Source organism: Sphingobacterium sp. (genome assembly GCF_039596235.1).
GTDB lineage: Bacteria > Bacteroidota > Bacteroidia > Sphingobacteriales > Sphingobacteriaceae > Sphingobacterium.
In genome coordinates, this window is sequence record NZ_JBCNKE010000013.1 from 11,550 (window position 1) to 26,022 (window position 14,473).

The window sequence follows — 14,473 nt, forward strand, 5'->3', positions numbered from 1 at the left end:
ACCAAGTATGGAATTCCATCAGCATACATTAACAACAATAGATTTTGGTACAGTAAGTCGGTATTCCTATTTTCCATGGATGGATACTATTCTGGGAAATATCCAGATCAATGTACAGGAGATGGAATTCAAGCAGGCAACCTTTCAGGTAATCGAAAGCTACACGAATTTTCAGGTAATGGTTATTTACAAATCACCGGTCACTTCTCTTTTCTGCAACTGTACGCAAACGGGCTTTTGTACTCACCAGAAAGCAACATTAACCAAGCTATTCGGACAAGAAAACTGGCTATCTTTTTTCGACTTTAACCGTTATCGAAATCTACTTAAAAAAGCTGCCGTTCAATATGGTTTGGAAAATGAACCTGCCCTGGAAAACTACTTTTCAGCCCAGGTCAAAAATGGTGAGCTGCAATTCGTTTTAAAAGACAAGCAACTCACCTCTATAGACGATTTTGATCTACTCGAGCCATCGACAAAACAATCCAAACCTTCCGGAGAACACCAACATACTTTTATTGTATTAACCCGCAATCGCTACTATAAGCAATTACAGGTATTGTTATGTCAGTCAACGCTTTCGAAATCGGGTACCCCAAAAAATCCCATTTCCTTCCTGGAAAGTCAAACGCGCATCTGGCAGACCGACTCTGTCGAAGAAACCCAGTTTTTTGCAGCAGTCAACCTGCTGTCCCAACCTTTACAGCAAGCAGATGTCGCCATCGAACGGAGTTTGCGTGCCATCGCCAAAAATCCATTGGCAATAGATTTCTACCTACACGACTATGAGAAAGCAGAGCATATTACAGCTACATCATTATCCCCGATTCAGATCAGCTCAAACAAAGGAGATATTAGATTATTTGTCGAAAAAAATGATGCATTCTATAGCATCAAAGGGGAACTATCTATGCATGGTATTGTTTATGACCTGCAGGATCTGAATATTCTTTTTGATCAGTTCATCCGGATAAAAAAACAGCTTTTCCTTGTAGAGAATAAACTCCATCTCAAATTGATTCGTTTATTTGGCAACAAAGGCAATCAATTGCGCATACATCGCAACAAGTTTAAAGAGTTTAACGAATTATTTCTAGAACCTCTTGCCAATTCAGTAGAATTAAATTTCAAAGATATCCCCAAAGCGAGCAAACCGCAATTGAAGGAAAATCTATATTACGAAGATATACAGGCAATCATCTTTCTGGAAGAATCGGAAGATTTCGTAAATATTATCCCGGTCATGCGTTATGGGGATGTTGAAGTTCCTATACTGAGTAAGAGAAACATATTTGGAACCGATGCAAAGGGGGGGCAATTTTTGGTAGAACGCAAAAAAGAATTAGAAACCAAGGTGATTTCGTTGCTACTCAAGCAACATGCCTACTTTCAGGTACAGTTGGATGACGATAGCTTTCAACATCTTTATTTGCACCGTAAATATTTCATGGATAGGAACTGGTTTCTGAATGCATTCGATGAATGGCATAATCATGGTATCCAGATTATTGGATTCAATACCATAAGAGGAAATAAGCTGAGCCAGTTTAAAGGTAAAATACAGATCGAAGTATTAAGCGGACAAAATTGGTTTAATGCCACTGTACAGGTCAAATTTGGCCCCAAGAGTGTCTCATTGAAAAAACTTGAAAAGGCCATTCGAAACCGTTCTCAATTTATCGCCCTGGATGATGGTACACTTGGTATTTTGCCTGAGGAATGGCTGGAAAAATTTGAAGCTTACTTTAATGCAGCAGAAATTATAGAAGATGACCTTATTCAGATACCTAAATATAAGTTTAACGAAATAGACCAGCTTTTTGATAAACAAGATATTGATCAGAAAGTATCAGCGGAGATCAGCCATTTAAAAAATCAACTTTCCACCTTGGCAACATGTCCTCCGGTCCAATTACCGGATATTTTTGTAGGAGATTTACGGCCTTATCAACAGCAGGGACTGCAATGGCTCAATTTTTTGGACAAGCTAAATTTTGGGGCCTGCCTGGCCGATGATATGGGATTAGGCAAAACCGTCCAAATCCTTGCCTTTCTGGCAACCCAAAAAGCAAAGGGGATATCTTCGCCGACACTGTTGGTCCTTCCCACTACACTGATTTTTAACTGGAAACATGAAATTCAACAATTTCTGCCTTCATTTAACACCCTGATTCTGGAAGGGCCAAACCGAAGCGACATAGCGGATCAGTTTGAAAAACTGGATATTGTGCTTATTTCTTACCATAACCTATTGACGGATATCAATAGACTAAAGAAACTGACATTCAACTATGTCATACTTGATGAATCTCAGCACATCAAAAATCCGGATTCTCAGCGCTATAAAGCGGTAAATCTATTGCGGTCGAGAAACCGTATTATTCTGACAGGCACACCTATTGAGAATAATACGATGGATCTATTTGCGCAGCTTTCTTTTACTGTTCCAGGTTTATTGGGGAATAAAAAGTATTTTAAGGACGTCTATACAACACCGATTGATGCTTTTCACGACCGCAAAAGAAAAAAATTGCTGAAGGAAAAAATCAAGCCTTTTATCCTGCGGAGAACCAAGCAAGATGTACTGGATGATCTCCCCGCAAAAAATGAATTGGTGCTCTATTGTGAAATGAAAACGGCGCAACGCAGGATCTATGACCTCTATGAAAAAGAATTCCGTGAGTTTATCTCGGCCAAAGATGGGGATGAAATCAAGAAAAGCCCCATGCATGTCCTTAAAGGTCTAACCAAATTACGGCAGATCTGCAATTCCAGTAAATTACTTCAAAGTGAAGACTTAACATCGGCGGAAGATTCGGCAAAGATTGAAATGCTTGTGGAACAGATCCAACATAAAAAAGATCAACATAAAATCATTGTATTCTCGCAATTTGTGAGCATGTTACGACTAATTAAAGAAGCATTGGATAAGAATGAAATATCGTCGCTTACGCTGACGGGTCAGTCCAAAAACCGTGGGCAGCTGGTCAGCGAGTTCCAATCCGACCAAAATATCCGCGTTTTTCTCATCAGCCTCAAGGCCGGAGGTACAGGCCTTAACCTTACAGCGGCAGATGTTGTCTACCTGGTCGACCCCTGGTGGAATCCGGCCGTAGAACAGCAAGCGATCGATCGCATTTATCGTATTGGTCAACGAAAGAATGTCACCGCTGTTCGTCTGATCAGCCCAAATACTGTCGAGGATAAAATCCAGACGCTACAACAGCATAAAAAGGAAATCAGTAGCACTATTCTCGAAGATGGTGGAAGTTTAAACACTTTTTACCTCGATAAGGAATACCTCCTGAATATATTGCGGTAGGAATATTGATTATACGAAAAAGGGGCATCCATGGATGCCCCTTTTTCGTATACTATATTCTTAAATACTATTTTTTGTCGGAAATATACGTTTTATTCCCATTTCCATTGATATAATATTTACCTCCTTTTGGACCTAGATAAACTGTGTGACCGTTATATTTTTCGCTGGTTGCCTTGTCAGCTGTTGCTACTGCCTCTTTTTTAACAGCAGACACCTGTTTTTGAGCTTTAGTAAGGTCTTTCTTTACAGCTTTCTCTTGGGGTGCTACTTGAGCAGTTTTTGTCTCAGCAGCTTTCGTTGCTTCTTTCTTTACAGCTTTTTCTTTGGTTTCCACCTGAGCAGCTTTTTTTGCTTGGGTAGATTTCTCTTTGGCTACTGCATCTTTCTTTTCCGTCGCTTTCGCAGAAGCAGCTTTCGCTTTCGTTTCGGTCTCGTTGGCCTTAGTCTTTACTTCTTTTACTTTTTGTTCTGTTTTTTTGGCTTCTTTCTCCATTTTCTTAGGAGCTGTTTGCGCATAGGATTGTCCCAATCCAAATGTGGCTATCAAAGCTAATGCAGCTGTGATCTTTTTGAAACGATTTATTGATTTCATAACGCAATTGTTATTTAAATAATTATAAGTAAAAGAACAATACAAATGCCAATACTTCTTTAGAATAACCTTTTTAACAAAGTTTTAACCTCGATATATAATTATTTAATGATTTTCTTTCTGTATTTCGAGTCAATTATATATTTCACGCCTTTTGCATCTACAAAAACTTGCTTTCCATCATAATGCTCATCCAGCTGCTTGTCCAAAGTAACGCGATATAAGGTGCTTGCACGGGAAGAAGAGTATTTTATTTCCGCTTTAGGTTTATTATGTTCCACACTGGAATTTGTAACCTCAGCTGGCCGGTCATTTACCTTATCGATGGTCTCTTTCGCTACTGGGGCCTTAGTTTTATCACTGAAGAGCGGAGCTAATGAAACCATATTAGCATGTATATTTAAAGGAAAAAAAGGATCTATCCAACGATTCGCCAGATGAAAGTTTCCTTCTCCATTACCGAAAGAAGTAAACTGTTGACCATTTGCCCTAATTGCCAGCATGAAAATTGGCAATAAAACTAAAAACCGTCTAAAGAATATTAAATCAACTCCAAACATATCTTTTTAACTTATCCCTCAATCACTTCCAAATAAAATGCCATGTCCCTTTTTCAATGGAATGTTTAACATTTTTTTAACTATCAGTGTTATATCCGTTTCCGCTTTAACTTTGCCTCATAAAAAAGAAATAGCCGAGTGTTAAAACCGCAATATTCTGCTCGCTTAATTTAACTGATATAGATCTCGGTAATATATTTAAACACGATACGCTGGGAAATTGCATATTTTTCAAATAGTAAGCGCAGGTCATCATACAAGTTTTTATTTTCATCGCCATCTTTTGGAAAATAAGAAGATGATCTGACCCTTCCAAAAAAGGATTTCAGATCAAACACCTGTTGATTCGGCAAAGATACTTTCGTCATCGGTCTACCCACAAAAAAGTCGCGAAGATCTTCATCGCTTATATTTTTATGACTGACAGATTGATAACTCGGAATATGCTGACGTAAAAATTGTTCATATTCCTGCTGGAAAGCGTCTGCTGGATCGCGTTGATTCCAAACCAGTACAATATGGCCGCTTTCTGTAAGAATACGATTAAATTCCTTATAACAGGCGCTACGATCGAACCAATGAAATGATTGCCCGGCGAAAATCAGATCTACACAACCCGGCTCTATGGATGTATTTTCGGCTGTGGCATTTAACGCAATTAAATTCCGGTAAGTTTTAAAATGATGGACAAGGGATTCGCGCATCTCCCGGTTTGGTTCAACGGCAAAGACATCATTTCCATTTTCCAAAAATAGCTGTGTCGATAAACCTGTACCGCTACCGATATCTGCCACCAGCCAGCTCTTTTTCAAGCCGATCTTTTCGTTGAGAATCTGAATAATTTCCTTCGGATAATTGGGTCTGAATTTTTCATAATCCACTACCCTGTCTGTAAATCGCTCAATACTATTTTTGCTCATATTAGATTCCTATAGCTAATCCATTATATCCTCATCTCTGAAACTATAATATCCGTTGTCTGTGAAGATCAGGTGATCATTTACCCTAATATCCATAATTTTTGATGCTTCGACAATTTTTTGCGTCAGAATTCTGTCAGCATTACTGGGTTGCAAAGTCCCTGAGGGATGATTGTGAATCAGTATGATGGAATGAGCTTTTACGGCAAGGGCATTTCTCAGAATGATGCGGACATCGACGGGAGTGAAATCATTTCCGCCACGACCAATAAGTTGCTGATCCAATAATTTGCATCCGGTATTCAGGTAAAGTGTCCAAAACTCCTCATGTGGTAAATCCTGTAAAATGGGTTTCATAAAATCATATACACGTTTACTGCTATTCAAAATCTTTTTTTCCTCTGCGGGAGATTCCTTCTTGCGTCGTGCAAGCTCCAATGCGGCGATGATCGATATCGCTTTGGCTTCACCAATACCTTTATATCGGCTCAATTCTTTGACATCCATCTTTGAAAGCGTATCCAAGCTATTGTTGACATCTGCTAAAATACGCCGGCAAAGTGTTACAGCACTTTCATCCATCGAACCGGAGCCGATCAGAATCGCCAATAGTTCCGCGTCGGAAAGCGCTCTCCTTCCCTGACTTACTAATTTCTCGCGGGGTCGATCTGCTTCGGACCATTCCCTGATAACTAATTTATGCAGATTTGACATGATTTAAATTATAACCGGCTAGCTGACATAAATATAGAAAATATTTCACATTATTCTTAAGGTCATCCCGCTACAAATCGTGCAATTTTAAAAAATGGAATTTGCGAATTACTTCGCATTTCACTCTGAAACATTATCTTTGTATTTCATAAAAATTTTTGAACATGAGTAAAGCGATTATTAAAACAGAAAAAGGCGACATGACTGTGCAATTCTACACAGCTGATGCTCCAAATACAGTAGCAAATTTTATTAAACTTGCTAAATCAGGTTATTATGATGGATTGGCTTTCCACCGTGTTATTCCTGATTTTGTGATTCAAGGTGGTTGTCCTAATTCACGTGAAGGCGCTGCAGGTATCCCTGGAACTGGTGGCCCCGGTTATAAAATCGATTGTGAATTAACAGGAGAAAATCAGTACCATGACAGAGGTGTATTGTCAATGGCTCATGCCGGACGCAATACAGGTGGTTCCCAATTTTTCATTTGCCATAGCCGCAACAACACAGCGCACTTAGACCGTAATCATACTTGCTTCGGGAAAGTAATCGAGAATGTTGATGTAGTAGACGATATCAGACAAGGAGACCGCATTTTATCAATTGAAGTAATCGAAGATTAATTCTGGAGGTTTAAAAAAAATTAAGATGAATTTAAGAGCATTAGTATCTGTAACTGGTAAACCAGGATTGTTCAAATTGGTTGGACAAAATAAGGGTGGTTTTATTCTGGAAACCCTTGATCAAGCAAAAATTAAGACAGTGGTAAGTTTATCTTCAACAAAAATGGCAACATTGGAAGATATCACGATCTACGGTGACGAAGAAGAAATCCGCCTTTTGGATATATTTGAGACTATTAAAGAAAAAGGATTGACTTTGCCTGACACAAAATCGGATGCTACGACATTGCGAGAGTTTTTCCGCGAAGTAGCTCCTGGCCATGATGAATCCCGTGTATATACATCCGACATCAAAAAAGTGATCACTTGGTACAATATTATCAAAGAGTTTCCTTTGTTTGAAGAAGAAGCACCAGCTCCTTTGGTATAAGGAAAACATGCATAAATAGAAAAGGAGTTGATATAATCAACTCCTTTTCTATTTATGCATGTTTTGTTATCTGTCTAGTTTCCTAAAAAAGCCTCAGGTTTTTCTCCGAGGCTCTAATTATAAAAATTATCTTGTATGGGTTACCTTCGCCAAATGGAGACTAGTGTCCTTTTGGTTCAACGTCAACACGCTTAATATCCGCTCCCAATTTGCGTAAACGCTCCTCGATATCCTGATAGCCACGTTCGATCTGTTCGATATTGTGAATCACAGATTTTCCCTTCGCAGATAATGCAGCGATCAATAGCGATACTCCGGCACGAATATCCGGAGATGTCATTTCGATACCTTTCAGGGTGTGCGATTTGTTCAAACCAATGACTGTAGCGCGGTGCGGATCACATAAAATAATCTGCGCGCCCATATCGATCAATTTATCGACAAAGAACAGTCTACTTTCAAACATCTTTTGGTGGATCAAAACATTTCCCTTTGCTTGTGTTGCCACCACGAGAATAATACTCAATAGATCCGGTGTGAATCCAGGCCATGGCGCATCCGATATGGTCAGAATAGAACCATCTATAAACGTATCAATTTCGTAAGAATCCTGTGCAGGAATAAAGATATCATCCCCACGTAATTCAAACTGAATCCCTAAGCGTGAGAATACCGATGGAATGACACCCAGCTCCTTGAAACAAACATCTTTAATAGTAATTTCGGAACCTGTCATTGCTGCTAAACCAATAAAAGAGCCGATCTCGATCATATCAGGCAACATACGGTGAGATGTTCCGCCAAGGCGTTCCACGCCTTCAATGGTCAATAAATTGGATCCAATACCTGATATCTTTGCGCCCATTCGGTTCAACATCTTACAGAGCTGCTGCAAATAAGGTTCACAGGCCGCATTGTAAATAGTTGTTGTTCCTTTAGCCAATACAGCAGCCATAACGATGTTTGCTGTACCAGTAACAGAAGCTTCATCCAATAAGATGTAGTTACCTTTTAGTTCGGTAGCATCCACATTAAAGAAATGTGTTGAAGCATCGTAAACAAATTTAGCTCCTAGTTTTTCAAAGCCCAGAAAGTGGGTATCCAAACGTCGGCGGCCAATTTTATCACCACCCGGTTTTGGAATGGCAGCCTTTCCGAATCTAGCCAACAATGGTCCGACAATCATAATAGAACCACGTAAGCCTCCACCTTTTTCTTTAAATTCAGGCGACTGGAAATAATCTATATTAATATCTTTCGCTTCAAAAACGTAAGTATCTTTATCTATTCGATCAATCTTGACGCCCAACGCGCCTAACAGATCAATTAATTTGTTGACATCCTTAATATCGGGAATATTACTGATGGTCATGGGTTCCTCAGTCAGTAAAACTGCTGACAGAATTTGTAAAGCTTCATTTTTTGCTCCCTGAGGAATAATCTCTCCCTTTAACGGTTTTCCACCGATTATTTCAAATGCATTCATTTATATAACTGATATCTTCTTATTACAACAAAAACCCGGCGTTTAATTTAATTTATGATGTCACTCAATGACACCGCGGGATTCTTAAAATCGACAAAATTGTATTAAAAAAATTATGGGGCTGTCCGATCAACAAATCCGGATCGCGTCAGATTTTTATTGATCATTGTCTAAACCAGAGCTGACAGACAAATCCATACTATAAATAAAGAAGGCAATTGTAAAGAAATCTATGAATCACTTCGCAATTGCCTGCTTCTTAAACTAAAAACTTAAAGAACTAGCCTCTTTTATTATTGTAATTATTTTGAGGTTTTCTATTTCTATTGTTGTTATTATTGTTATTACTACCAAAGTTATTACGCTTCATGTTGTTATTGTTATTTGACATACGGGGCTTGCTACTACCGCTGCCTTTTGACTGATAACCTGAAGAGCTATTATTATTGTTACTGTTGTTATTATTATTTCCACCAGAGTTGGTCGTCGCTGGACCTTTAACACGATTTCCCGGAGGCGGGGTTTTAAAATCAAGTTTGGTCAATACCGTGCCTTCAGGCAGGGTTAGTTGATATCCGGACAGTTCTTTCAGATCCTGTATAATCAATTCATCAGATACGGAATCCTTGTTCCAGGTGAGGTACGCCATTTTCATAAAATTGGCAATACCAATAACCATTTGTTCCCGCTTAGATTCATCAGTTACCTTCAACGCTTTATCGATCATTTTCTCCACTGTAAATCCATAATGTTTGAATTTGATCGAGTGCTGAGGATAACCTAAGTGTTCAACTTCGTGTTTGACACTTTTGGCTGTAGCAATAGGATAAGGCGAGTCAATATCAAGCTTGAAATCTGAGATAATTTGTAGATGATCCCAAAGTTTGTGCTTAAAATCAGAAACGTCTCTTAAATGTGGATTCAATACACCCATCATGTCGATCACGATTTGGGCATGTTTATTTCGTTCTTCCTTTGTGGGTAAAGTACAGATGTAATCTACCATATTTTGCACATTGCGACCATATTCTGCAAGGATCAATTTTGGCCTAGTGCTGTTGTAGTCAAAGTTCATATAGCTAATATAAGTACCTATTAAACGGTTAAGATCTCGTTTTGGTATTTTATTATTGAATTATTCTAAGTTTTGCAAATTTAAGCAACAATTGTTTCTGCCCCAACTCTTTAAAGAAAATAGTTGCTTTTATATCTCCTTTGTTTCCTTCGAGGTTGACAACCTTACCAAATCCAAAGCGTTCATGTTCAACTTCCATGCCGACCTGAAGATTTGATGTGTCAGAAGGAGCAAAACCCGCAGTAGGTTTGTGGGCTTTTGGCAGTATCGACGTTGTTTTGACCATTGGCTTGGGCTTAGGTTTCGAAAACACATCGTCACTATCCTTTTGTTGCCATGCGATTCGTTCGCCCTGAAAACTGCCGGCTGAGGCGGAAGTTTGTCGTGGTTTAAAATCCAACGCAAGACAAGCAGGATTCAATTCATCCAAAAAACGACTGGGTTCGCAATTATTCAACGTTCCCCAACGATATCGCGAAGTAGCATACGAAAGTAGTAATTTTTTTTCAGCTCTGGTAACAGCAACGTAAAAAAGTCTTCTTTCTTCTTCCAATTCCGATCTGGAATTCAATGACAACTGAGAGGGAAACAAGTTTTCTTCAAGACCTACAATAAATACGATTGGAAACTCAAGTCCTTTGGAAGAGTGTATCGTCATCAACGAAACCGTATCTGCATTTGGATCTTTATCGTTGTCATCATTGGTCAATAAAGCAATGTCCTGCATGTAAACATCAAGACCACGGTCTTCAATATCCTCCCGTTCCGAAAACTCCTTAATACCGTTAAGTAGTTCCTGAATATTTTCATAACGCGCTAACCCTTCAACAGATTTATCTTCGTAGAGTTCTTTCAGGATACCACAATGCTGTGCGATATGCATAGCAGTATCAAATGCGTTGTTATTTTTAGCCAATGCCTGAAAGCTCTGTATCATCTGTGCAAAACCTCCAACTGAGGTCGCACTACGACCATCGAGGAAATGGGCGGCATTTGCAACAACATCCCATATCCGATATTGATTTTGGTCGGCAGCAATCATAATCTTTTCTATGGTTGTATCTCCGATTCCCCGGCGTGGGTAATTGATGACACGTTTCAAGGCCTCCTCGTCATTGGGATTAAAAGTAAGACGGAAATAAGCAATCAGATCTTTAATCTCTTTTCTTTGGTAGAAAGATGTTCCACCATAGATCTTATAAGGTATATTGATCTTCCGCAGGGCCTCCTCCATCGCTCTTGATTGCGCATTGGTTCGATAAAGAATCGCAAAATCTTTGTAATTGAGTCCCTTCAAAGATTTCTCTTCAATAATCTGATCCGCAACGATTTTCCCCTCTTCGTTATCGGAGAAAGCACGTGAAACCTTAATTTTCTCCCCTTCTTCATTATCCGAAAAAACATTCTTTTCCAACTGATTCTGATTATTGGCGATCACCGAATTGGCCGCATTGACGATCATTTTGGTGGACCTATAATTTTGTTCCAATTTAAAGATCTTCACATCCGGGTAATCTTTCTGGAAATTCAGAATATTCTGGATATTGGCACCACGGAAGGCATATATGGACTGTGCATCATCACCGACAACGCAGATATTTTCATTGACGGCAGCCAGTCGTTTTACGATTAGGTACTGTGAAAAGTTTGTATCTTGATACTCATCGACCATCAGGTACCGGAATTGATGCTGGTATTTGTGCAATACCTCAGGATGTTTGTTCAATAAAACATTTGTTTTGAACAGGAGATCATCAAAATCCATGGCACCTGCGCGATAACAACGCTGTGCATACGTCATATAAATCTGCCCCAGCTGCCCTCGTCCATTCGAAATATCTTCGGCTAGTATAGCTTCATTTTTATTGTATTCCTGTGGCGAGATCAAGTTATTCTTGGCTTGGGATATCCGACCGTAAACATGATTGACATTGTATAATTTGTCATCCAGGTTCATTTCCTTTAGGATGGCACGTAGCAGACTTTTGGTATCATCGGTATCGTATATGGTAAAATTTCGCGGATATCCAATTAGTTCGGCTTCTACGCGAAGTATCTTTGCGAATACGGAGTGAAATGTTCCCATCCAAATATTTTTTGCTTCGCTGCCCACGACAGAAACAATACGCGCACGCATTTCCTTGGCTGCTTTATTCGTAAATGTCAAGACCAAGATATTGAATGGATCAACGCCTTTTTGAATCAAATGTGCGACACGATAAGTAATTACCCGTGTTTTTCCTGAACCTGCTCCTGCAACAATCATGACAGGGCCTTCTGTTTGCTCTACGGCTCCTCGTTGTGAAGGGTTTAAACCCGCTAAATAATCCAAATTAACTCCTTAAATTTTAAAACCTGAGAATAGGGTATAAAAGTACAAATTTCCCCGCGATCACTGGAGTTATCTTGCTAATATTTTTACACAAAAAAACCTGATAATGCAAATTATCAGGTTTTTTATAAATTAAAGCCCAGTTTAGCCTCTGCTATTATAGTTAGGAGCTTCTTTTGTAATTGAGATATTATGTGGATGCGATTCTCTCAAACCGGCACCTGTAATACGGACAAATTGTGCTTCCTGTAATTTTTCGATTGTTGCGGCACCGCAATAGCCCATTGAAGCGCGCAATCCACCGATATACTGATATACGACCTCAGCCAATGTACCTTTATAAGGAACACGGCCAACGATACCTTCTGGAACCAGTTTTTTGATGTCATCTTCCACATCCTGAAAGTAACGATCCTTAGAACCTTTTTCCATTGCTTCGATAGATCCCATACCACGGTAGGATTTAAATTTACGTCCTTCGTAGATAATGGTTTCTCCGGGAGCTTCCTCTACTCCGGCAAATAGCGATCCGGCCATAATGGTGCTCGCCCCAGCAGCAATCGCCTTTGCGATATCACCGGTTTGTTTGATACCCCCATCAGCGATCAACGGTACTCCAGTACCTTTTAGCGCTTTAGCGACTTCGTAAACTGCGTAAAGCTGAGGAACACCAACACCTGCAATAATACGGGTTGTACAGATAGAACCCGGCCCGATACCTACTTTTACAGCATCCGCGCCAGCTTCAGCTAATGCTGTTGCAGCCGCTCCTGTTGCAATATTTCCGACGATCACCTGTAGTTCCGGGAACTTGGATTTCACCAGTTTCAATTTGTCAATTACACCTTTAGAGTGCCCGTGCGCAGTATCAATGGTTACGACGTCCACACCTGCTTTCACCAATGCTTCAACCCGGTCCAATGTATCTGGCGTAACACCTACTGCAGCACCTACCAATAGACGACCATGGCTATCTTTCGCCGCATTTGGATAATGTTTATATTTTTGGATATCCTTAAAGGTGATCAGACCTTTTAGGATCCCTTCCTTATTGACCACCGGAAGTTTCTCGATTTTTTCATTCTGAAGAATTTCCTCTGCTTTCACCAAATCCGTTCCTTCGGGGGCAACGACAAGATTATCTTTCGTCATCAGCTCATTGATCGGACGACGCATATCTTTTTGAAAACGAAGATCACGGTTGGTGACGATCCCCACTAATTGGCCTATTTCATTAACCACTGGAATTCCCCCAATTTTATGTTCTTTCATAATATTAAAGGCATCACCAACAGTTGCAGTAGCTAATAATGTGACTGGATCTTGGATCATACCACTTTCAGAACGCTTTACCTTGCGCACTTCAGCAGCTTGCTCTGCAATAGTCATGTTCTTATGTAACATACCAATACCGCCCGCTTGTGCGATCGCGATTGCTAAATCAGCACCAGTAACCGTATCCATTGCCGCAGAAACCAATGGAATATTTAATTTGATTTTTTTAGTCAGCGAGGTACTCGTATCGACGTCACGGGGTAAAATTTCAGAATAAGCTGGAATTAATAAAACGTCATCGTAAGTGAGACCTTCTGCTACGAATTTTTGTGGATCTAATTGCATGGCAAATATGTATTGGGTTTTCTATTTGCCAGGCAAATTTAAGAAAAATATGCAATATAAAAAAATAAAATAAACAAATTACAATCGTTAGACAAATGAGAATGGATATAAATTGAAACAAAACCTTATTTCCCAATGTCACTTCTTTTTTTTGGCAAGCTATTTGCTTTTGCTTACACCGAAAAGTAATTTTAATTAATTGAAAATATAAAGTAAAGATAATTATGAAAAAGACCTTACTCTCATTAGCTGCTGTTGCAGCATTAGCATTTGGTGCACAAGAAGCGAAAGCTCAATCTCCACAACGTGCCGCTATCGGTGTTGTTTTCGATGGTTCAGTTGGTGATCTTTGGGGTATTCAATACAAACAATCTTTCGGCGGGACAAATAACGGTCAAGCGCAAGTAATGTTTGATGACCATGTTGTTGCTGTAGGTGCGGATTACCAATACGCAAGACCATTCCGCGGTGTAAACGGCTTAGGTTGGTACGCTGGTGTGGGTGCTCAATTGACATTCGTTGATGTTGCAGACAACTACACTGCGGTTAGCTTACGTCCGCAATTAGGTTTGGAATTTAAAATCCCAGCTGCTCCTATCGGTTTTCACGCAGACTGGAAACCAGACTGGAGATTAAATCACAACAGTGATTTTGATGCTTCTACCTTCTCTTTCGGTATTAAATATACATTGAGATAGTATTAAAAAATCATAAAAAAGGCCCTGTTCAAATTTGAGCAGGGCCTTTTTTATATAAAATAAATACGTTAAATATTTCTTTTTTTCAGCAATTCTTC

The 14,473-nt window shown here is 39.5% G+C and carries 12 protein-coding genes; 4 read left to right on the forward strand and 8 right to left on the reverse strand.

The window, feature by feature from the left end; genetic code table 11:
* Window positions 1–7: 7 nt before the first annotated feature.
* Window positions 8–3,322, forward strand: a complete 3,315-nt coding sequence (locus ABDW32_RS22270) for an SNF2-related protein (RefSeq protein ID WP_343566027.1) — start codon at window positions 8–10, stop codon at window positions 3,320–3,322.
* 67 nt (window positions 3,323–3,389) lie between these two features.
* Here the strand turns inward: ABDW32_RS22270 and ABDW32_RS22275 are convergent, their stop codons facing one another.
* From ABDW32_RS22275 to radC, 4 genes are all read right to left on the reverse strand, one after another.
* Window positions 3,390–3,917 (reverse strand): hypothetical protein, encoded by a 528-nt coding sequence (locus tag ABDW32_RS22275; RefSeq protein WP_343566028.1) that lies wholly within the window; start codon window positions 3,915–3,917, stop codon window positions 3,390–3,392.
* Window positions 3,918–4,018: 101 nt separating this feature from the next.
* A complete protein-coding gene (locus ABDW32_RS22280; RefSeq protein ID WP_343566029.1) occupies window positions 4,019–4,420 on the reverse strand; it encodes a hypothetical protein in 402 nt (133 codons plus the stop codon).
* A gap of 227 nt (window positions 4,421–4,647) precedes the next feature.
* Window positions 4,648–5,397: a class I SAM-dependent methyltransferase gene (locus tag ABDW32_RS22285; protein WP_343566030.1), complete on the reverse strand. Its 750-nt coding sequence runs from the start codon at window positions 5,395–5,397 to the stop codon at window positions 4,648–4,650.
* Window positions 5,398–5,412: 15 nt separating this feature from the next.
* The gene (gene radC / locus ABDW32_RS22290) at window positions 5,413–6,111 is read right to left on the reverse strand and encodes a DNA repair protein RadC (protein WP_343566031.1); all 699 of its coding nucleotides are present in this window, start codon (window positions 6,109–6,111) and stop codon (window positions 5,413–5,415) included.
* Window positions 6,112–6,275: 164 nt separating this feature from the next.
* On the opposite strand from radC, the gene ABDW32_RS22295 reads away from it, so the two are divergent.
* Together ABDW32_RS22295 and ABDW32_RS22300 are read left to right on the forward strand one after the other, a co-directional pair.
* Complete coding sequence (locus ABDW32_RS22295) at window positions 6,276–6,734, forward strand: peptidylprolyl isomerase (RefSeq protein ID WP_104385786.1); 459 nt, start codon at window positions 6,276–6,278, stop codon at window positions 6,732–6,734.
* 25 nt (window positions 6,735–6,759) lie between these two features.
* Entirely contained in the window at window positions 6,760–7,164 is a 405-nt protein-coding gene (locus ABDW32_RS22300; protein WP_343566032.1) for a DUF5606 domain-containing protein, read from the forward strand.
* Between the two features lie 160 nt (window positions 7,165–7,324).
* Here the strand turns inward: ABDW32_RS22300 and murA are convergent, their stop codons facing one another.
* From murA to guaB, 4 genes are all read right to left on the reverse strand, one after another.
* Complete coding sequence (gene murA / locus ABDW32_RS22305; RefSeq protein WP_343566033.1) at window positions 7,325–8,650, reverse strand: UDP-N-acetylglucosamine 1-carboxyvinyltransferase; 1,326 nt, start codon at window positions 8,648–8,650, stop codon at window positions 7,325–7,327.
* A 280-nt stretch (window positions 8,651–8,930) separates the two neighbouring features.
* Entirely contained in the window at window positions 8,931–9,725 is a 795-nt protein-coding gene (locus ABDW32_RS22310) for a DUF4290 domain-containing protein (protein WP_343566034.1), read from the reverse strand.
* Between the two features lie 52 nt (window positions 9,726–9,777).
* A complete protein-coding gene (locus ABDW32_RS22315) occupies window positions 9,778–12,057 on the reverse strand; it encodes a UvrD-helicase domain-containing protein (protein ID WP_343566036.1) in 2,280 nt (759 codons plus the stop codon).
* A 144-nt stretch (window positions 12,058–12,201) separates the two neighbouring features.
* A complete protein-coding gene (gene guaB, locus ABDW32_RS22320) occupies window positions 12,202–13,677 on the reverse strand; it encodes an IMP dehydrogenase (RefSeq protein ID WP_343566037.1) in 1,476 nt (491 codons plus the stop codon).
* Between the two features lie 224 nt (window positions 13,678–13,901).
* Between guaB and ABDW32_RS22325 the strand changes: the two genes are divergently transcribed.
* Window positions 13,902–14,375, forward strand: a complete 474-nt coding sequence (locus tag ABDW32_RS22325; protein WP_343566038.1) for a hypothetical protein — start codon at window positions 13,902–13,904, stop codon at window positions 14,373–14,375.
* Window positions 14,376–14,473 lie beyond the last annotated feature (98 nt).